This window comes from Streptomyces sp. NPDC036822 (assembly GCF_055609145.1).
This window is the reverse complement of the sequence record NZ_JBVJPY010000001.1, coordinates 597876-614530: the sequence shown is the minus strand read 5'-3', so window position 1 is coordinate 614530 and position 16655 is coordinate 597876. Positions and strand designations below refer to the sequence as shown.

General features: G+C 69.6%; 20 protein-coding genes and 1 pseudogene. 7 read left to right on the top strand and 14 right to left on the bottom strand.

What is annotated here, in order from left to right; translation table 11 throughout:
* Positions 1-14: 14 nt before the first annotated feature.
* The 4 genes from ACZ68P_RS02860 to ACZ68P_RS02845 all read right to left on the bottom strand — a co-directional run bounded on the left by ACZ68P_RS02860 (position 15) and on the right by ACZ68P_RS02845 (position 2896).
* Positions 15-191: a hypothetical protein gene (locus ACZ68P_RS02860; protein ID WP_466921567.1), complete on the bottom strand. Its 177-nt coding sequence runs from the start codon at positions 189-191 to the stop codon at positions 15-17.
* 83 nt (positions 192-274) lie between these two features.
* On the bottom strand, positions 275-1630 hold the full coding sequence (locus ACZ68P_RS02855) for an FtsK/SpoIIIE domain-containing protein (protein ID WP_471001581.1): 1356 nt from the start codon (positions 1628-1630) through the stop codon (positions 275-277).
* A 2-nt stretch (positions 1631-1632) separates the two neighbouring features.
* A complete protein-coding gene (locus tag ACZ68P_RS02850; protein ID WP_471001578.1) occupies positions 1633-1977 on the bottom strand; it encodes an SCO3933 family regulatory protein in 345 nt (114 codons plus the stop codon).
* Positions 1978-2116: 139 nt separating this feature from the next.
* Positions 2117-2896, bottom strand: coding sequence for a GntR family transcriptional regulator (locus tag ACZ68P_RS02845; protein WP_471001575.1), 780 nt, complete (start codon positions 2894-2896; stop codon positions 2117-2119).
* 18 nt (positions 2897-2914) lie between these two features.
* Here ACZ68P_RS02845 and ACZ68P_RS02840 point away from each other — a divergent pair, with 18 nt between their 5' ends.
* The 3 genes from ACZ68P_RS02840 (at position 2915) to ACZ68P_RS02830 (ending at position 4731) form a co-directional block, all read left to right on the top strand.
* Complete coding sequence (locus ACZ68P_RS02840; RefSeq protein WP_471001572.1) at positions 2915-3382, top strand: NUDIX hydrolase; 468 nt, start codon at positions 2915-2917, stop codon at positions 3380-3382.
* 20 nt (positions 3383-3402) lie between these two features.
* A complete protein-coding gene (locus ACZ68P_RS02835; RefSeq protein WP_471001569.1) occupies positions 3403-3609 on the top strand; it encodes an e9imm peptide in 207 nt (68 codons plus the stop codon).
* A 561-nt stretch (positions 3610-4170) separates the two neighbouring features.
* The gene (locus ACZ68P_RS02830) at positions 4171-4731 is read left to right on the top strand and encodes a hypothetical protein (RefSeq protein WP_471001566.1); all 561 of its coding nucleotides are present in this window, start codon (positions 4171-4173) and stop codon (positions 4729-4731) included.
* Positions 4732-4944: 213 nt separating this feature from the next.
* Here ACZ68P_RS02830 and ACZ68P_RS02825 read toward each other — a convergent pair whose 3' ends face one another.
* From ACZ68P_RS02825 to ACZ68P_RS02810, 4 genes are all read right to left on the bottom strand, one after another.
* Positions 4945-5880: a hypothetical protein gene (locus ACZ68P_RS02825; RefSeq protein ID WP_471001563.1), complete on the bottom strand. Its 936-nt coding sequence runs from the start codon at positions 5878-5880 to the stop codon at positions 4945-4947.
* 983 nt (positions 5881-6863) lie between these two features.
* On the bottom strand, positions 6864-7157 hold the full coding sequence (locus ACZ68P_RS02820; RefSeq protein WP_471001560.1) for a hypothetical protein: 294 nt from the start codon (positions 7155-7157) through the stop codon (positions 6864-6866).
* A 145-nt stretch (positions 7158-7302) separates the two neighbouring features.
* Positions 7303-7587, bottom strand: a complete 285-nt coding sequence (locus ACZ68P_RS02815) for a hypothetical protein (protein WP_471001557.1) — start codon at positions 7585-7587, stop codon at positions 7303-7305.
* Positions 7588-7767: 180 nt separating this feature from the next.
* The gene (locus ACZ68P_RS02810) at positions 7768-8121 is read right to left on the bottom strand and encodes a hypothetical protein (protein WP_471001554.1); all 354 of its coding nucleotides are present in this window, start codon (positions 8119-8121) and stop codon (positions 7768-7770) included.
* Between the two features lie 194 nt (positions 8122-8315).
* Between ACZ68P_RS02810 and ACZ68P_RS02805 the strand changes: the two genes are divergently transcribed.
* On the top strand, positions 8316-8861 hold the full coding sequence (locus ACZ68P_RS02805; RefSeq protein ID WP_471001551.1) for a flavoprotein: 546 nt from the start codon (positions 8316-8318) through the stop codon (positions 8859-8861).
* A gap of 48 nt (positions 8862-8909) precedes the next feature.
* Here the strand turns inward: ACZ68P_RS02805 and ACZ68P_RS02800 are convergent, their stop codons facing one another.
* Positions 8910-10016, bottom strand: coding sequence for a hypothetical protein (locus ACZ68P_RS02800; protein ID WP_471001547.1), 1107 nt, complete (start codon positions 10014-10016; stop codon positions 8910-8912).
* Positions 10017-10162: 146 nt separating this feature from the next.
* Here ACZ68P_RS02800 and ACZ68P_RS02795 point away from each other — a divergent pair, with 146 nt between their 5' ends.
* The gene (locus tag ACZ68P_RS02795; protein WP_471001544.1) at positions 10163-10969 is read left to right on the top strand and encodes an MBL fold metallo-hydrolase; all 807 of its coding nucleotides are present in this window, start codon (positions 10163-10165) and stop codon (positions 10967-10969) included.
* Here the strand turns inward: ACZ68P_RS02795 and ACZ68P_RS02790 are convergent.
* A complete protein-coding gene (locus ACZ68P_RS02790) occupies positions 10911-11669 on the bottom strand; it encodes a GntR family transcriptional regulator (RefSeq protein ID WP_471001541.1) in 759 nt (252 codons plus the stop codon). The two genes, ACZ68P_RS02795 and ACZ68P_RS02790, sit on opposite strands and share 59 nt — an antisense overlap.
* A gap of 202 nt (positions 11670-11871) precedes the next feature.
* Between ACZ68P_RS02790 and ACZ68P_RS02785 the strand changes: the two genes are divergently transcribed.
* The gene (locus ACZ68P_RS02785) at positions 11872-12102 is read left to right on the top strand and encodes a hypothetical protein (RefSeq protein WP_365717308.1); all 231 of its coding nucleotides are present in this window, start codon (positions 11872-11874) and stop codon (positions 12100-12102) included.
* 119 nt (positions 12103-12221) lie between these two features.
* A pseudogene (locus ACZ68P_RS02780) lies at positions 12222-12437 on the top strand (DUF2277 domain-containing protein); the annotation flags it as partial.
* Between the two features lie 187 nt (positions 12438-12624).
* Here ACZ68P_RS02780 and ACZ68P_RS02775 read toward each other — a convergent pair.
* From ACZ68P_RS02775 to ACZ68P_RS02760, 4 genes are all read right to left on the bottom strand, one after another.
* Positions 12625-13242, bottom strand: a complete 618-nt coding sequence (locus ACZ68P_RS02775; protein WP_471002415.1) for a DedA family protein — start codon at positions 13240-13242, stop codon at positions 12625-12627.
* A 160-nt stretch (positions 13243-13402) separates the two neighbouring features.
* On the bottom strand, positions 13403-13861 hold the full coding sequence (locus ACZ68P_RS02770) for a DoxX family protein (protein WP_471001538.1): 459 nt from the start codon (positions 13859-13861) through the stop codon (positions 13403-13405).
* Between the two features lie 102 nt (positions 13862-13963).
* Positions 13964-15829: an alkaline phosphatase D family protein gene (locus tag ACZ68P_RS02765; protein ID WP_471001535.1), complete on the bottom strand. Its 1866-nt coding sequence runs from the start codon at positions 15827-15829 to the stop codon at positions 13964-13966.
* A 94-nt stretch (positions 15830-15923) separates the two neighbouring features.
* Complete coding sequence (locus tag ACZ68P_RS02760; protein ID WP_471001531.1) at positions 15924-16586, bottom strand: HNH endonuclease family protein; 663 nt, start codon at positions 16584-16586, stop codon at positions 15924-15926.
* Between the last annotated feature and the right edge of the window lie 69 nt (positions 16587-16655).

The following is a 16655-nucleotide window of genomic DNA, read 5'->3' as shown; positions in this document are numbered from 1 at the left end:
CTTGATCGACGGGGTCAGGTGGTGGCTTCGCCAGTGCCGAAGCAGGTCAGGCAAAGGGCGGCCTGCTGGTGGTCGGTGTCGCGGAGCTTGCGGGAGCCGACGCGGACGGTCTCGGCGGTCTCACCGGCGCCGGTGCAGTCAGGGCACTTCTTCGGCGCGGTCTTCCGGGCGGTGGTCTTGCGAGCGGCCATCGGGGCGCCTTCTTTCCGGTTCCAGGCATGGGGGGGTAGGGATCTGGCGTGAGAGGGTCACACCGGCCGTGAGGCGGGGTAGGTCAGGCGATCGCGGGAGCCGTGGCGGCGGCGGGTGCCGGGGCCTTGGCCAGCGGCGGCAGGACGGGCCGGAAGGCGTCCAGTGCGGGGATCTCCGGGGTGCGGTGGGCGTGGGTGTTGCAGAGGTTCACGGCCCGCCGCAGGGTGAGGTGCGGAGTGCGGATGCGGACCCAACCGCCGGAGGAGTCGCCGACGACGGCGGTACCGGGCCGGTCGGTGGGGATCTGGATGGTGGCGAGCACGGCGTCCGGGGAGATGTCGCCGAAGGCCATGTTGGCGGACGTTTCGTCGTTGACGCGGTGGGCGGTGCGGCCGGTGAGCTGGGCGCGGAGCATGGTGATGCCCTTACCGAGTTCGGAGCCGAAGCGCTGTCCGCAGATCTCCAGGTAGATGCCGGCGGCGCGGCCGAGCTGGGAGAGCCGGACGAGACAGGTCACGATCCGGTCCCGGCGCTTCTCCTCGTCTTTCGTGGCGAAGAGGGCGAGTTCGGCGACCTCATCGACCAGCAGGACGACCGGAGTCGGGCGTAGGCGAGTGGGGAGATCCCAGATGTCGGCGGTGATCTCCGCGTCCGGGATGTCCGCGCTCAGCCTCTGCTCGTGCCGGATGAGCTGATAGACGTCCTCCATGTGCCCGACGAGTGCGTCGAGGAGGTCGGCGGCGGTGTCGGGGTTGTCCGCCAGGGCCGTGAACCGGCGTGCGAGCGGCGCGAGTTCGACACCCTGCTTGCAGTCGATCCCAACGAGGGCAACGTCCAACGTGGCGAGGGAGGCGACGAGGTTGCGCTGATACACGGACTTGCCCGACTGCGTGGCTCCGACGTTCAGCGCGTGTGGGATCTGGCGGTAGTCGCGGTAGTAGACCTCTCCGTCCTCCCGCATGGCGACCGGCACCCGCATCACCCCGCCACCAGGCAGGGCGGGCATTTGCACGCGCTTGAGGACGTCGTAGCCGGTCATCCGCAGTTCGACCACCCCCGAGCGGACCTCTCGGGTGGTGATGTTCCGCATGACGAACGAGTGTCGCAGCCGGTCTGAGGCTGCGGAGAAGTCGAACGAGTCCTGACCGGGGCGGAGTTTCACCCGAAGTACCAGGCCCGTCCGCGTCGGCCGCAGCCGCAGAATCCGAGGGGACCGAGACTCCGGAATCGGCCGGCCGGTCAGGCGGGCCAGGGTGAGGCGCCAGCGCGAGGGCGGGACGGTCAGCCCACACGCGTCCATCACGGACGAGTACCGGACCAGAACCCGCACGATCGCGAGGCCGATACCGAAGCTCATCCAGTACCAGGCCGGACGCTTCCACCTCAGCACCAGTGCGACCGTGGCGACCAGGGCGAGGGCGACCGTTAACGCGGTCATGGTCAGGCCGCCTTCGCGGCGGCGAGGGAGGTGACGGCGACGGCGCGGAAGCTGATGCCGTGGCGCTTCTGGCCGTTGAACTCGTTCTCCCACGGCCGGGCGACGACGCCGGTCAGGGCAACCGGGGTGCCCATGGCCAGCTCGCCGGAGATGCCGGTTTCGGGGACGGTCAGGCTCAGGATCTCGGCGTTCCCGTCCATGACGAACATGACGTCGACCGTCATCATCGTGGCGCCGGTCTCGCGGTCGGTGGCGACCTCGCCGGTCTGCCGGTTAGCGATCTTCGGGGCCGGGGGCTGGGCCACCATCACCATGGCCGTGGAGGTGTCGACGGGGATCTGACGCACAGCGGATCACTCCTCTATAGAGGCTTGGCTCGTGCACTCCTGTATAGGAGTGACATGAAGAAGAGTGCAGCACTCCTGTACATGAGTCAACCCGCCGCGAAGAGGAAATCGCAGCGGGTTGCGTGGAGTTGAGCTGGCGTCAGTCCGCGGCGGGGATGCGGTACTGGAAAACGAACTGGTCAGCAGCCATGAGAGTGTCGCAGACCTCGACCACGAGTCCCTCCTCGGTGACCGCGTTCCGAAGGAGGTGGATCACCGGGGCACCAGGGCTCAGCGCGAGTTCTGATGCCTCTGCCTTCGTGGCCGGCCGTGCCTGGAGCGTCTCGACGAACTCGGCGAAGACGTGGCCCTGGCCTTCGAGCCGGGCGTAGATGCCTCCAGGGCCCGGGTTCTCCTCGAACAGCTCGGGGATGTCCTTCACTACGTCCCACGGGAGGTAGGACGATGCCGTCTCGACGGGGGTGCCGTTCCGGAAGTACAGGCGGCGGCGGGCGAGGACTTTCGTCCCGGCTTCGAGGTCCAGGCGCTCGGCAATCTCGGCCGGCGCCTCCATGGGGCCGATGTACAGAACGCTCACCTTCGCGGTGGCGCCGGACTGTTCGGACTCGGCGAGGTACGCGGCCTTGCCGCCCCGGCGGTGCGAGGCACGGAACCGGTCCGAGGAGCGGAGCCGTACCGGCGGCCGGTCCTTCACGATCGAGCCCTTGCCGTGCCGGGTCTCGACCAGGCCGCTTGCCCTGACCTCCACCATGGCCTTGCGGATGGTCCCGCCCGCGACGCCGTAGCGGTCAACGAGCTCGGACTCGCTCGGCACCATCTCGCCGGGCTTGAGGACGCCCGCGCGGATCTGTTGAACGATCTCATCGGCGATCTGGACGTACCGAGGTACGGACCGGCCACCTCCTACAGGAGTTCCCACTGTCCTATTCACTCTCCTATGCTCCTGTACATGAGTAACAGCGTCCAGGAAGCCCAGTCAACGCCACTGCACTCCGTGTCTGTGGCGGGAGCGGTTGTCCGAGAGGACGGGCGCCTCCTCGCGATCCGACGGGCCGACAACGGGACGTGGGAGCTTCCGGGCGGCGTCCTCGAACTTACGGAAGCCCCGGAGGCGGGTGTCGTTCGCGAGGTCTGGGAAGAGACCGGCATCCAGGTCCAGGTGGACGAGCTGACCGGGGTCTACAAGAACACGACGAGGGGCATCGTCGCTCTGGTCTTCCGATGTAAGCCCGCGGGCGGTGCCGAGCGGACGTCGAACGAGTCGACAGCGGTCGAGTGGCTCACGCCGGCGGAGGTCGAAGAGCGCATGGCCGAGGTCTTCGCGATCCGGTTGCTGGATGCCCTAGATGGGGCAGGTCCTCACGTTCGGAGCCACGACGGCCGCCAACTTGCGCCGCAGCCGTGACCCCGCAACCGTCAGGGCGGATGTCCCGAGAAGAAGCGATACCTCTCGTCCAGCGCCTCATGGACCCGGCGACGCCCGAAGAGGAGTTCTCCGAGATCCTGGCCAGCCTCGAACGGGGCCTCGCATGCCCGCACATCAGCGACTACGTCTTCTGGTGCCTCGAACGCGAGCTGACTCCCGAGAGGGTCGTCGAGAGAGCCATGGCTTACAAGCCGGTCGCTCTCTGAGGGCAGCGCGGTGAAAGTTTCTCTACTTCATCAAGGCACCCGCCGCGCACGGCGCGGCGCGCGCGGCCCGTCGCCCGGGCCTGCGCTCCTGTCTCCGCCCCGCTCCAGCCCGGGCGCCGTCCGCACGCCTGACAGCTTGGGTTGATGGGCAGCCAAAGCAGGCCTTCAAGCACGGCGACCGTCACATGGCACGCGTAGCCACGAGCGCTGCCGACTGCGGCCAAGACGGGCGACCCAAAGACGGCCAGCGGCGAGGGAGGGGTGGCCTCTTGCGCATGGCCGGCCGACTGCTAGGTCTGAGTAGGGCGGGGCGCCGTACCCCCGCCGTCACGGATGACGGGAGCGTGAGGCGACCGCACCATCAGGAATGGGCGGGCGGGGAGCAGCTGCTGCCGCGATGTGGCGGAGGCCGGCGTAGTCGCTCCGCGTCGGTACCGGTATCGCCGCGGCTGATGAGCGTGTCGTCTGGACCCCAGAGCTGGCGCTAGCTCCATGGTGCGTGGGGCGACGGCAGACCAGATGGGGGTGCCGCGACGTCGCCCGATGCGGGAGCATCCATCCATGGATGGACAGTGGGCCACAATCCTTGCCGCCGGAATCGCCGCGAGCGTCACGCTTGCAGGCGCGGTAATCGCATACAGGGCGGGACGCCGACAAGTAAGAGATCAGGGTGAGATCGCGCACTCTCAGTGGCTTCGCACGCAGAGAGAGCAGGCCTACGTCGAATATCTAAGCGCGTGTGAGGTTGCGAATGACGCAATTTACAAATGCTCCCTGAAATTCGATGAAGCGCTACGTCTAGTATCCTCGGCTGGATTCAGTGGAGACAGGTCAGAGGTGGCTGCGAGAATTGAGATCGAAGAGGCGCGCACTCTAGCGGACGCCGTGCAGTATCCACTCAACCGAATCATCATGCTCGGTCCACGCCATGTCGCCGAGCAAGCAGAAAAGATGAGGTGGGCGCTCTGGAGTTACGTCGACGACACCGAGAGAATAGTAAGAAAGCTCAAGCGCGAAAACCCATCCCAGCGGGAAATTGATTTGGCTGGAGAAAAGATGAATGACGTGTTCATCGGGCGAACCGATTTCACCAAAATGGCTAGCCAGGTTCTGACAGGGTAAGTCTCTGGCGGGTAGTAAAATCCGAATTTGAACCGGGGTGCTCGTGGGTTTACTCGCGAGCGGGCGACGCATGGGTGAGAGGGTTAACCCCGAGGAGGCTTCGTAGATGACGGCCCGTCCCTGTCGTGGGATGCGGAGGCGTGCAAAACATAGAGCCAGGGCTAGGCACCCTCGACTGCCCGCCGGTAGAAGCCCAGTGCGCCGCCGGGGGAATTAAGAAGATCCGCCTTGTGGATTGAATGACCATGCAGACAAGTGGCCTTCGTGGCGATCGAGAGACCTGTCCATCGTGTAGGGCAAGAGGTTGTACACGTAGCGCTCCGGCCCATAAGATCTCCCTGCTTCCTCCAGGGCCTTAGTGAATTCTTCTTTGGTGGGTCGCTCGTTGAATTTTTGCATCGCGGTGCGAATTACTGCGCCCAGTATGTAATCTGGGAATCCGTCCGATTCCGATTCGGTCGAGTGCTTCTTTGTGTTCGCCCTAAATAGTTCGCGCCATATGACTGTGTACGGGGAAATTTGCTGGACGTCCTTACGGGCTGTCCATGCGCCAGGCGGGACGCGCCAGGCGAGACGCTTGCTGGATAGGCGGAGATTGGACCTGCCGGCTACGGATATGCATCCTCGAATTCGGACAGATCTCCCATTTGCCTCTCCGAGCAGCATGGGGATGACGGACCAATAGTCGAACAGGAAGGTGACTCGATCGTGCGGGTCGATTCGAATTGAGGTATCGGAGGTGGAGCTGTCTGCGCCGAATCCTCTCACTTCAAATGAGCGGGGCGAGATCGTGTAGTTCCTCTTTCCCGTCCCATCAACCTTTAGTCCTGGATTGTAGATAGTGATCGCCGCCCTGCCGGGGTTTTCTACAACGAGCTGGGCTAGTTCTAGGTTTTCGCTGCCTGGCTCACCTAGATCACTGGCGCCTATTTGCCACCTTCCCGTACGGTTGACCATGATCTTCGAATCAGGTTCCCAGATGGTCGAGTTCAGGTATACCTTGGGTCGCCCTCCATCGAGTTGGTGCTTTGTGACCTGCCAGCCGAGAGCCCCCAGGGCTACGGCAAGGCTAAGCAATGAGACTGCGAGGGCTAGGACGACAACAGGTGTACCTAGAACCTCAGGTGAGGCCGAAGCGGAGATGACCATTCAGTCATGGTACTGACGTGTGGTGGCATGGGGCTGCGTTTCAACTGCGTTCCAACGCTGGCACATAGCCATGGGTGAGCGTGAACGACTGCTGATCATGAGTGCAGTTGAGAGACACGACATCGCAAGGCGGGGAGCGCACGCAAGCGACTTCGGGGCGGAGAGGCCCCCATGCCACATCCGTGCCAGATCGCGCAGGGACTCACGGGGAATGAGGGGCATCTGCAGCGCTCATGCGGCGGCTCAGCCAGGTCAGGAACCACCCAGGTCAGGCGTGGTCCCGCTTTCCCGCTCTTGTAAAGAGGTCGTTAGCCCACCCAGTTTGGTCGGGGCCTGTCGGTCCGCAACTATCGATCGATGGGCCCTTGGCCATGTGCCCCACCGTGCCCCCTGTGCGCCTTCCCGGCCCTCGCGGTTGGAGAGACGCTGCCAGTGTCCGTGTGGACTCTTGGGAGGGAGAGGACGTGACCCAGCCGAAGTGTGGGGCTCCGAAGAAGGGCGGGGGCCGGTGCACGAGGCCGGCTGTCGTGGGCAGCGGTCAGTGCTACCAGCATCAGGGAGCGTGGACAGCCCGCGCACAGGCGGATCGGAAGAAGAAGGAAGCCGAAGCGAAGAAGCAGGAGCTTCGGAAGAAGAAGCGGTCTTGGTGGTGACCGATGGCTGACATCAACGGCTGACATCAACAGCGGTAGACGCGGGAGGTCGCAGGCGATCGGCACTGGCAGGGGAACCCTCAGCCGTCGGCTGCGTACGGTCGGCCCGATCGAACTTACAAAGCAGATGTCGGCGGTTCGAAACCGTCCGCGCCCACCAGTAGATAGATAGACAAAGGCCCAGGTCACCGGTACTGAACCGGGAACCTGGGCCTTCGCCGTTTCGCTGCATTCTGACTACGCGTTGGATGCGCTCTCGCACAGTCTCGATACAGGGCCCCGTCCCCCTGGTTGCTTGGGAAGCGACGCATTTGTCGAGCAGGTGAGGCCCTACCGGACGACGACGTTGTGCGCCGGGATGATCGTCGGCTGGACGTCGGCGTGGCCGAGGTCCGCGAGGATCGGGCCGAAGGCCTTCGCGTGGGTTTCGAGGGCCTCCGCGCTTTCCCAGACCTCGGTGACGCGGAAACCTCCGTCGACCGGGCCCGCCGCGTGGGAGATGAGGCCGGGGTTCGGGAGGTCGGCGAACCGGGTGAAGCCCTGCCCGTCGGTCACGCGTGCGATGACGGTGTCGTAGAGCTCCTGCCCGGCGTCAGGGAAGTCGAAGGTGACGATGATGGCCATGTGGATGCCCCTCTCTCGGTCCGCCGCCTGGCTGCGGCAGCGCCCGCGATCCTAGCTTTACGTGACCGGGAGGATGCGCTGAGCGACGGAAGATCCCTCGACGGGTGACACGACCGGGGCGCCGGTCACCGAGGCCGGCTCCCGTTCACGAGGAGGCCAGGACCTTCCCGGCCGTGACCTGGGGAGGGTTGGGGAGCAGGGACGCGAGGTTGTCCCGTACGAAGTCCGTCGCCCTCGCGATCGATTCCTCGGCGCCGGCCCGGTCCTCGAAGACGCTGGTCGAGACCATGACTCCGTCGCCGGCGTCGATCCAGTAGTACGCCACGAAACCGGGAACCTGCCGCATGAGCGGCACGAACCCCTCGTTCACGCGGCGTCCCGCCTCGGCCGGATCCGTCACCCCTTCGTACCGCCGGACTGCTGCGTACATCACCGAGCTCCTCGTGCAGGGGGAAGGGTCCTCGTTCTGCCGTGACTTCGTACCTCCCGCGTCGACCGTGCGGCTCACGCGGCGCGCGACAATCACCTGAAGGGCCGCGCGGGGTGAGCCGAACGGCGCCTGGAGGGACGGACGCGGGTGCCCGTACGAGGGGCACGCGGCGAGGGGCGGTCAGCTGTCCAGGAAGACGACCGAGCGCAGCGTCAGGCGGTCTGTGGCCGGGTTGCCGTGGGGGCGGAGGGTCCAGGAGTCGCCGGTGCAGTCGGGCTCGGTGAAGACCAGGGCGAAGGCGTCGGTGTCGTTGTGCGGGGCGAAGGCGGGGGCGGAGGCGTCGTGGTCCGCGGCCTCGGGGAGGGTGATGCAGACGTCGCTCTGCGGGTCGTGGAGCGTGATCGTCTGGGCATCGCCGCTCAGGCCGAGGTACGTGTAGCCGAAGTCGCCGGTGGTCGCGTGGGCGGGCGTGGCGAGTGCGGCGGTCAGGGCGAGGGCGCCGCAAGCGGACGCGAGGGTGTGGCGAAGAGGCATGGTGGGGCTCGTTCCTGGGGCGGGGAGGAAAGGTCTCCCCGACCTTTACCGCCCTTCTCGCGGGGGCAGTCGACGGGACTCCGGTGAAAGCTTTCCTCCTCACTCGTCAGGACCATCCCGAGATGCCCGCGCCTTCCGGGGCCTGCCCGCACATCGTCCGGCGTCGGCGGAGCGGAGTGTGATCGGATAGGCGTATGAGCACTCGGACCCTGTACCTGTTCAGCAGCGCCGCGCCACCCGTGTTCGACATCGCCCATGTGGTCGAGGACGCACAGGCCGACGGCTGGGATGTGTGTCTCGGGCTGACACCGACCGCCGCCCGGTGGCTCGGGCCGTCCCTCGACGGGCTCGCGGCGCTCACCGGGCATCCGGTGCGCTGGGACTACGGGTTGCCCGGCGAGCCCGAGGTCTGGCCGCAGCCGGATGCCGTGCTGGCCGCGCCGCTGACGTTCGGCACGTTCAATCGGTGGGCTCTGGGAATCACCGACACGTACGTCGTGGGGGTGATGGCGGAGGGAATCGGGAAGCGGATCCCCATGGTGGCGATGCCGTGCGTCAACGCGGCGTACGTCCAGCATCCGCAGTTCGAGCGGTCGGTGGCGACGCTGCGCGGCGCCGGCGTGACGGTGCTGTACGGGGAGGACGGGTTCCTGCCCCATCACCCCGGTCAGGGCGACCCGGCGGCGTACCCGTGGCGGGTGGCGCTGGACGCGGTGCACGATCTGCCGTCCCGCGTCTGACCCGCCCGCCGTCCGCGCCCCGGCTGTCTGATGCCGCCCGCGCCCCGGCTACCTTATGCCGTCCGCGTCGTTGACGTGGACGACGGGCGGGGCCTTCGGGGCGTGGGGGCCGTCGAGGGTGAGGAAGGTGGCGCGGGTGCGGTTGTTCCGGCGGGTGCACGCTTCGTAGATGACGCGCTGCCGGGGGTTGGCGGCCGTGAGGTGGTAGGCGTGCTTCCCGACCAGGTCGCAGTTCCGGTAGGTGACGACGCCCGGGTTCGTGTACTCGTGGGCGACGAGCGAGGACGAGTGCGGCTGGAAGCCCAGCGCCGTGTCGGAGCAGCCGTCGAAGACCGTCTGGCCGGCCCACCTCGACTCGATGACCTTGGAGGACGCGTGCCGCAGCTCGAAGCGGACGGCGCGGACGTTGAGGTGCTGCACCGAGTCGTGGTGGCCGGCGGTCGGGAAGTGGAAGAAGCGGGAGGTGCCGCCGTCGGGGCGCCGGCCCTTGATGACGAAGGAACCGCTCTCGACGCTGATGAAACCGCCCTTGTCGGCGCGGACGAAGTCGCCGTGGTCGTACTCGATCTTGCAGCCGGTGAACCAGTAGTTGAGGAACTGGTCCTGCTGCGGCCGGCTCGGGGTCATGCCTATGCGGAGGAAGGCGTCGGCGTACGCGCCGTTGACGTGGCAGTTCGTCCAGAACATCTCGGAGTTCGTGTTGCTGGCCTGGGGCCCGTCCAGGCCTATGCCCCGTTGCCAGGTGCCGCGCCACTCGCAGTTCGTCCATCCCCAGTCCTGGCAGGCACCCGTCGACGACGAGTACAGGTACGACGCCTTCGGGTTCGTCGAACGGAAGCTGACGTCGTACCAGCGCACGCCCATCCACCGGTCCTTGTTGACCAGCAGCGGCTCCGGCCCGGTCATGACGATCTCCGACGCCCGTTTGCCGATGCCCCGCACCGTCAGGCCCTGGGCGCGGCCCGCGACGGGGCGCATGATGCTGCCCGACACCGTGTACACGCCCGCCAGGAGGATGTCGGTCGTCGCGACCGGCACCCCGCCGCCGGCATCGCGGACGAGCCGCTTGTCGACGTCGGCGAACAGCTTCCGGAAGGCGTCCGTGGCGTCCTTGCCGGGGGCGGCGCCGTAGTCCTCAGGGCGAACCGTGACCATGTCCCCCCACCTCCTCCTCGCCGGGATCTACCCGCCGCTTGGGGGCCGCAGCCCCGTGGGGGACGGCGCACGGGGTCACTCACGCGGCGCGGGAGGCGTCGGCCGGCGACGGAGTGCCCGCCCAAGCCCCGCCGTAGACTCGGCGGATGGCCACCGACACCCTGCGGATCACCGTGCTCGGATCCGCCACGCCGTACCCGCGTGCCGGAAACCCCTGTTCCGGCTACCTCGTCGAAGGCGGCGGCGTACGGGTGTGGGTGGACGCCGGGAGCGGGGCGCTCGGGGAACTGCAGCGGTACGTCGGGCTCGGGGAGGTCGACGCCGTCTGGATCTCGCATCTGCACGCCGACCACTGCGCCGACCTGCTCACCGCGTACTACGGGCTCCTCTACGCCGACATCCGGCGGGAGGCGCCCCTGCCCCTCTACGGGCCGCCGGGGACGGCCGACCGGCTGGCCGGGTTCCTCACCAACGGGGCGGTGCGCAGTCCTGTCGAGTCGGCCTTCGCGGTGGAGGAGCTGTACGACGGGCACGAGGCGCGCGTCGGCGGTCTGGTGCTGCGGAGCGGGGCCGTCGAGCACGGGATGCCCGCGTTCGCGCTGCGCGTCGAGGACGGGGAGGGGCGGAGCCTCGCGTACTCCGGCGACTGCGAGCCGTGCCCCGCGCTCACCGACCTCGCCCGTGACTGCGGGCTGTTCGTCTGCGAGGCCGACGGCGAGGGGAGCGGTCACCACTCTGCCGCGCAGGCCGGCGGGTCCGCGGCCGAGGCCGGGGCGGGACGGCTGGTGGTGACCCACGTGGGGCCGGGGACGGCGCCGGAACAGGCGGTGCGGTGGGCGGCCGAGCGCTTCTCCGGGGGCGTGGAGTACGCCGCGCCCGGCAGCGTCTTCGCCGTCACGCGTCGAAGTCGTACTCCAGGACGTACGACGCCGAGTCCAGCGTCATCTCGTTGAGTTCGACCGCGACACCCTTGTCCGTGAACGCCGTACGGCTGATGAGGATGACCGGCGTGCCGAAGCCGAGTGCCAGCCGTGCCGACTCGTCGGCCGTCGGCATCCGGCAGCGGATCTCCTCGCGGAAGCGGACCGGCTGGTGGCCCAGCTCGGCGAGCCGGGCGTAGGTGCCGCCGGGGCCGGTGTCCGGTGTGGTGATCGGGGTCCCCTGCGTGAGGGCGGCCGGGAGGTACGACACCGAGAGCAGCACCGGTTTGTCGTCCAGGACGAAGCGGCGGCTGCGCACGCACACGGGCGCGTCCGGCGGGAGCTCCAGCGCCGCCGCCACCCTGGGGCCCGCCGTCGCCTCGTCCACCTCGATCTGGTCCACCTCCAGCGCCCGGTCCTCGATGTCCGCCGACCAGACCGAGCGGCCCGTGCTCCAGTGCTCGCGTGCGAGCCGGGGGATGCCACGGCGGCGCAGCGGGCGGAAGGTCCGGACGAAGACGCCGGCGCCCTTGCGGGCTTCGGCGAGTCCCTCGTTGCGCAGGACGGAGAGGGCCTGCCGGGCGGTCATACGGGCGACCTCGTAGGTCGTCATGAGGTCGTTCTCGCCGGGGAGCCGGTCGCCGGGGGCGAAGGCGCCTGACTGGATGGCGGTCCTCAACTCGTCGGCGATCCGTTGGTACTTGGGCCGACGACCGCTGTTCCGGTCAGTCATGGGTGGGCCTCTCCCTTCGTCTGCGGGACACCCTACGGCGCACTTCCGAGCGGTGGTGCACGCCTGTGGGCCGACGTGAGCGGCCGATCCATCCATCGGGGGACATCTCTAGAGATACGTTGACAGGGAGGGGGCGCACGGCTTCTCTGGGGTGTATCTCTAGAGAGCTGGGACGGACAGGATTCCGGGACGGAGGCGATTCGTGCAGCCACTGCCACTGCCCGAGGCCGGTGACCTCGTACGCGACGCCGCCACCGGGCGGGTCGGGTTCTACCTGGACAGCGTCGCGGGGCGGTGCCTGATCCGGCCCGTCGACGGCGGCCGCGCCTGGGAGGCGGAGCCCGCGGACGTGCAGCCCGCGACACCCCTGAGGGAGCTACGGGCCCGGGCCGCGGAGATCAACGCCAGGAGCAGGCGCGCCCTCGGAGGCTGAGCGCGCACGGAAGGGTGGCCGAGCGGCCGGCGAGCGGGCCTTCGGTCGTCGCCGAGCGCGTCGGGGCGGTGTCCGGGCCGTCGCCGACCGATGTCGGTGGGGCGCGTCACACTGGAGGCATGTGCCGCAGCATCAAGACCCTCCGCCCGCCCGTCCTGCCCGAAGAGGCCACCGAGGACGACATCCACGCCGCCGCCTTGCAGTACGTCCGCAAGGTCTCGGGCTTCCGCGCGCCCGCCGCGCACAACCGGGAGGTGTTCGACCGGGCCGTGGAGGAGATCGCCCACGCCACCGCACGACTCCTCGACGGCCTGGAGGTCCGGGGCGGCCACAGACCGGCCCGTGAGGCGCATGCCGGGACCGACGGGCAGGGCGAGCAGCACCGGACGCATGCCGGACACGCCCAGCACGACGGACACGGACACGCCGAGCACGACGGACACGCCGAGCACGACGGGCATCATCGGTCCGCCCGGCGCGACGGGCAGCGTGAGCGCGGGAGCCAGGGTGCGAAGGCCCGCGTCAGGAAGCCGGAGCAGGAGCGGGAGCCGCAGCCGGACGCCGTATGACGTAGGCCGCCAGCGTTCCCGCGAGGAACAGCGCGAGGACCGAGACCCCCGCGCTGAACCAGGTCGCGCCCAGCCACTGCCCGCCCAGCCAGCCCAGGCCCACGCTGTAGCCCGCCCAGGCCACCCCCGCCAGCGCCGACCAGGGCAGGAACTCCTCGATCCGGCGCTTCGCCGCGCCCGCGCCGAGGGAGACCACCGACCGGCCCGCCGGGGCGAACCGTGCGATCACGACGAGCAGCCCGCCGCCCCGCGCCAGCGTCGCGCCGAGACGTTCCTGCGCCACGGTCAGCCGCCGCGAACGGGCGATGGCCCGGTCGAGCCGGGCCCCGCCCCGCCAGGCCAGGCGGTACGCCACGAAGTCGCCGAGGACGGAGGCCGTGGCCGCGCAGAGCAGCAGCGGCAGGACGGAAGGGACGTCAGGGGACGCGGCCGTGGCCGTCGCGGCCGCCGTGGCGGCCGTGATCACCAGGATCCCGCTCGGCAGCACGGGCAGGAAGACGTCGAGAAGTACCGACGTCACCACCGCCGCGTAGATCCACGGGCCCGCGGTCAGCGACCGCAGTGACCCCATGCTGTCGAGCACGTTCACAGGGTCAGAGCGTACGCGGGGCCGCCGGAGCGGTGGGGGACGGGGTGCGGGCGCGGTGGAGGAGGGGTGACGGACCTCCGTACGCCACAAGGGCCGGAAACCGCCGTCGCGGCTTCCGGCCCCCGTGGGCGAGCGGACGGGATCACGCCGCCGCCGGTGCGCGCTTCTCCTCGGGGCGGGCCGGCTCGGCGCCGCGCGCGCCGAACAGCCGGTCGAGGGCCAGGGCGCCGGGGCCGGTGAAGACCAGCAGCAGGAAGGCCCAGCAGAAGAGCGCCGCGCCCTCGCCGCTGTTCTGCAGCGGGAAGAGCGCCTCGGGCTGGTGGACCGTGAAGTACGCGTACGCCATCGAGCCGGAGGCGACGAACGCGGCGCTGCGCGTGCCCACTCCGGCCAGGACCAGGATGCCGGCGACGAGCTGGATCGCGGCCGCGTACCAGCCCGGCCAGGCGCCGGCCGCGACGGTGCCGCCGCCCATCGCGCCGCCGAGGACGCCGAAGAGCGAGGCGGCGCCGTGGCTGGCGAAGAGCAGGCCGACGACGATGCGGAACAGTCCGAGCGCGTACGGCTGGGCCTGGTGCAGGCGGTTCACGGGACGGGGCATGGGGACGGACTCCTTCGGTCTGGTCCGTTCGCGGGGAACGGAACGTGGGGGCGGAACCGATGAGGCCGTCAGGTTAGGCATCCCTCAGTAGTACTTGCAAGTTCAACATTCGGCCGATCCGAATCTGTGGCGAGCCTCACCCGGCGTCGTCGCGCCGATGCCCCCGTCCCGCCGGTCCGCGCCGCCGCCCCCGTGGAGGATCCGCTCGTCGACCGTCACCAGCCGTTCCTCCTCATGCGCCTGACGCAGGCTCAGGTGCGCGCGGCGGCCGCGGAGCGTCAGCGTCATCAGCTGGTTCCCGAACCACGGGCCCCCCGTCCTGCGCCAGGACACCACCGGCCGGCCCACCCGGCCGTGCCGGGCGAGCGCCCGCCCCAGGGCCCGGCCCAGCCGGCTCCAGCCGAAGCGGAAGCCGACCCGGATGGAGGCGGGGACCGCGTTGTGCAGCGGCGAGCAGGTCAGTTGCGCCACGTGCGCCACCGGAGCCTCACCCGTGAGTCTCCCGTCCGCCCACTCGGGTTCGGCCACGTACGCGTGGTGCACGTCCCCGGACAGCACGCACACGGTCGCGGGGGCCCGGGGGCCGGTGGCCGCCTCCGCGATCAGCCTCGTCAGCGCCTCGAAGGACGCGGGGAACGCCGCCCAGTGCTCCAGGTCGGCTCCCCGCCGCACCCGCTCCCCGAGCCGCGCCCAGCGGCCCCGGGGCCCGCCCCGTTCGCCCCGGCACAGCGCCGCGTTCCAGGCCTCGGCGTCGTGGACGAGCGGAGGCAGCAGCCATGGAAGGGAGGTGCCGATGAGGAGGTGGTCGTACGAGCCCCGGTCGGCGAGCGCCTGCTCGCGCACCCAGCCCGCCTCGGCCGGGTCGAGCATCGCCCGGGCGTCCTCCTTCAGGACGCGGGCGGCCCGGGTGTCGACCATCAGCAGCCGGGTCCGGCCGAAGTCCCGTCGGTAGCTCCAGCGCACGCACGCCGGATCGGCGTCCGCCTCGGCCGCGAACCGCCGTAGCCGCTCCGTGCCGTCGGGCGCGGCGCACACCTCGGCGTACAGCGGATCCGCCGCCAGCTCGGCGGGGGAGAGGTTGCCGAGGTGCTGGTACACCCAGTACGACATCAGCCCGCTCAGGATCCGCTCGCGCCACCAGGGCGTGGCCCGCATCCCCGCCAGCCAGGCCGCGCTGGTGTTCCAGTCGTCGATGACGTCGTGATCGTCGAAGATCATGCAGCTGGGCACGGTGGAGAGCAGCCAGCGGACCTCGGGCTCGCGCCACGACTCGTCGTAGAGCCAGGTGTACTCCTCGTAGTCCCCGGCCTCGGAGCCCGGCGCGTCGCGCGGATCGCGGCGCGCGGCGAGGCGGCGGCGGGTGGCGTCGGAGGTCTCGTCGGCGTACACCTGGTCGCCCAGGAGCACCAGCACGTCGGGGCGCTCGACGGCCGCACCGGAGCCCTCGGCCGCTCCGGCGGTGTCCGTCGTGCCGGTCGTATCCATCGTGCCGGCGGCGAGGGCCGTCGCCAGGGTGTCGAGGGCGTCCGGACCGACGGGGTCGTGGCCGCTCGCGGGCTTCGCCGCCCAGCGGCAGGAGCCGAACGCGACCCGGAGCTCCTCCTCCCGGCCCGGTGCGGGGGTGCGGATGGTGCTCCGAGGGAAGGGCGAGTCGGGCAGCGGCCAGACGCGTCGGTCGCCGAGCAGCACCTCGTACGGTGTCGCCTTGCCCGGCGTCAGGCCGGTCACCGGTATCAGGGCGTAGTGATGACCGGCGATCTGGAACGTACGGGCCCGGCCGCCGGCCCCGTCCGCGCACCGGATCTCCGCCGTGGTGGGGCGGTCCGCCTCGACCCACACCGTCGCGCTGTCGCCCGTCACGCCGTCGACGTACCGCAGCACGGGTCCGAGCCTGAGCCCCGCGCCGGGGCCTGCTGCCTCGTTGAGTCCGAGTCCGAGTCCGAGTCCGGGCCCGAGTCCGACGTCCATCGTTGATTCCCCTCCGTCGTTCCGCCGTACGGTACGGAACGACGGAGGGAGCAGGAAGCTTTCCCCGCGCGTTGTCAGCGGCCGCCGGGGGTGGTCAGCAGCCGTTGAGGACGGACTGGAGGGTGCTCTTCTCCGCGGAGTCGACGCTCAGCTTCCAGTGGTACTTCACGTGGACCCACATGCGGGCGTACGTACAGCGGTACGCGGTGCGCGACGGCATCCACTCCGCCGGGTCGAGGTCGCCCTTGGCCTGGTTGACGTTGTCCGTGACGGCGATGAGCTGTGGACGGGTGAGGTCGTTGGCGAACGCCTGGCGCTGGGTGGTGGTCCAGGAGTTGGCGCCCGAGCGCCAGGCCTCGGAGAGGGCCACGACGTGGTCGATGTCGAGGTCGGACGCGGCGGTCCAGGTGGCGCCGTCGTACTCGGAGTACCAGGTGCCGCTGACGGCGGCGCAGCTCGAGTCCTGGACGACGTTGACGCCGTCGCGCTTGAGGACGACCTCGCGGGTGTTGCAGGCGCCCGACTGGGTGCTCCAGTGGGGGAAGAGATCCCTGCTGTAGCCGGTGGAGGAACCTTCCGCCTTCACGGTGAGCGAGGCGAGGTACGTACGGGCGGTGGCGGCGCTGACCGGGGTGGGCGGCGCGGCCTGGGCGGCGGGGGCGGCCGCGAGGAGGCCGGTGGCGGTGAGGGCGGCGGTGGCGGTGAGGACGCCCGCGCGACGGACTGTTCGACGCGCGTAGACAGAGGCGGCGAGCATGTGAACTCCCTTGAGGTGGGGGGCCTTGGCCGTGCCGTCCATCCGGCGGGTGCCGGGCGGCCCGGTCAT

Bases quoted from the DNA above. Each gene is read 5' to 3' on its own strand.
- ACZ68P_RS02840 (WP_471001572.1), top strand. From the start codon at position 2,915: ATGCTCCTGTACATGAGTAACAGCGTCCAGGAAGCCCAGTCAACGCCA.
- ACZ68P_RS02765 (WP_471001535.1), bottom strand. From the start codon at position 15,829: ATGGACGTCGGACTCGGGCCCGGACTCGGACTCGGACTCGGACTCAAC.
- ACZ68P_RS02770 (WP_471001538.1), bottom strand. From the start codon at position 13,861: ATGCCCCGTCCCGTGAACCGCCTGCACCAGGCCCAGCCGTACGCGCTC.
- ACZ68P_RS02800 (WP_471001547.1), bottom strand. From the start codon at position 10,016: ATGGTCACGGTTCGCCCTGAGGACTACGGCGCCGCCCCCGGCAAGGAC.
- ACZ68P_RS02855 (WP_471001581.1), bottom strand. From the start codon at position 1,630: ATGACCGCGTTAACGGTCGCCCTCGCCCTGGTCGCCACGGTCGCACTG.
- ACZ68P_RS02820 (WP_471001560.1), bottom strand. From the start codon at position 7,157: ATGGCCATCATCGTCACCTTCGACTTCCCTGACGCCGGGCAGGAGCTC.
- ACZ68P_RS02815 (WP_471001557.1), bottom strand. From the start codon at position 7,587: ATGTACGCAGCAGTCCGGCGGTACGAAGGGGTGACGGATCCGGCCGAG.
- ACZ68P_RS02795 (WP_471001544.1), top strand. From the start codon at position 10,163: ATGGCCACCGACACCCTGCGGATCACCGTGCTCGGATCCGCCACGCCG.
- ACZ68P_RS02810 (WP_471001554.1), bottom strand. From the start codon at position 8,121: ATGCCTCTTCGCCACACCCTCGCGTCCGCTTGCGGCGCCCTCGCCCTG.
- ACZ68P_RS02835 (WP_471001569.1), top strand. From the start codon at position 3,403: ATGTCCCGAGAAGAAGCGATACCTCTCGTCCAGCGCCTCATGGACCCG.
- ACZ68P_RS02790 (WP_471001541.1), bottom strand. From the start codon at position 11,669: ATGACTGACCGGAACAGCGGTCGTCGGCCCAAGTACCAACGGATCGCC.
- ACZ68P_RS02860 (WP_466921567.1), bottom strand. From the start codon at position 191: ATGGCCGCTCGCAAGACCACCGCCCGGAAGACCGCGCCGAAGAAGTGC.
- ACZ68P_RS02760 (WP_471001531.1), bottom strand. From the start codon at position 16,586: ATGCTCGCCGCCTCTGTCTACGCGCGTCGAACAGTCCGTCGCGCGGGC.
- ACZ68P_RS02775 (WP_471002415.1), bottom strand. From the start codon at position 13,242: ATGGGGTCACTGCGGTCGCTGACCGCGGGCCCGTGGATCTACGCGGCG.
- ACZ68P_RS02830 (WP_471001566.1), top strand. From the start codon at position 4,171: ATGGATGGACAGTGGGCCACAATCCTTGCCGCCGGAATCGCCGCGAGC.
- ACZ68P_RS02825 (WP_471001563.1), bottom strand. From the start codon at position 5,880: ATGGTCATCTCCGCTTCGGCCTCACCTGAGGTTCTAGGTACACCTGTT.
- ACZ68P_RS02805 (WP_471001551.1), top strand. From the start codon at position 8,316: ATGAGCACTCGGACCCTGTACCTGTTCAGCAGCGCCGCGCCACCCGTG.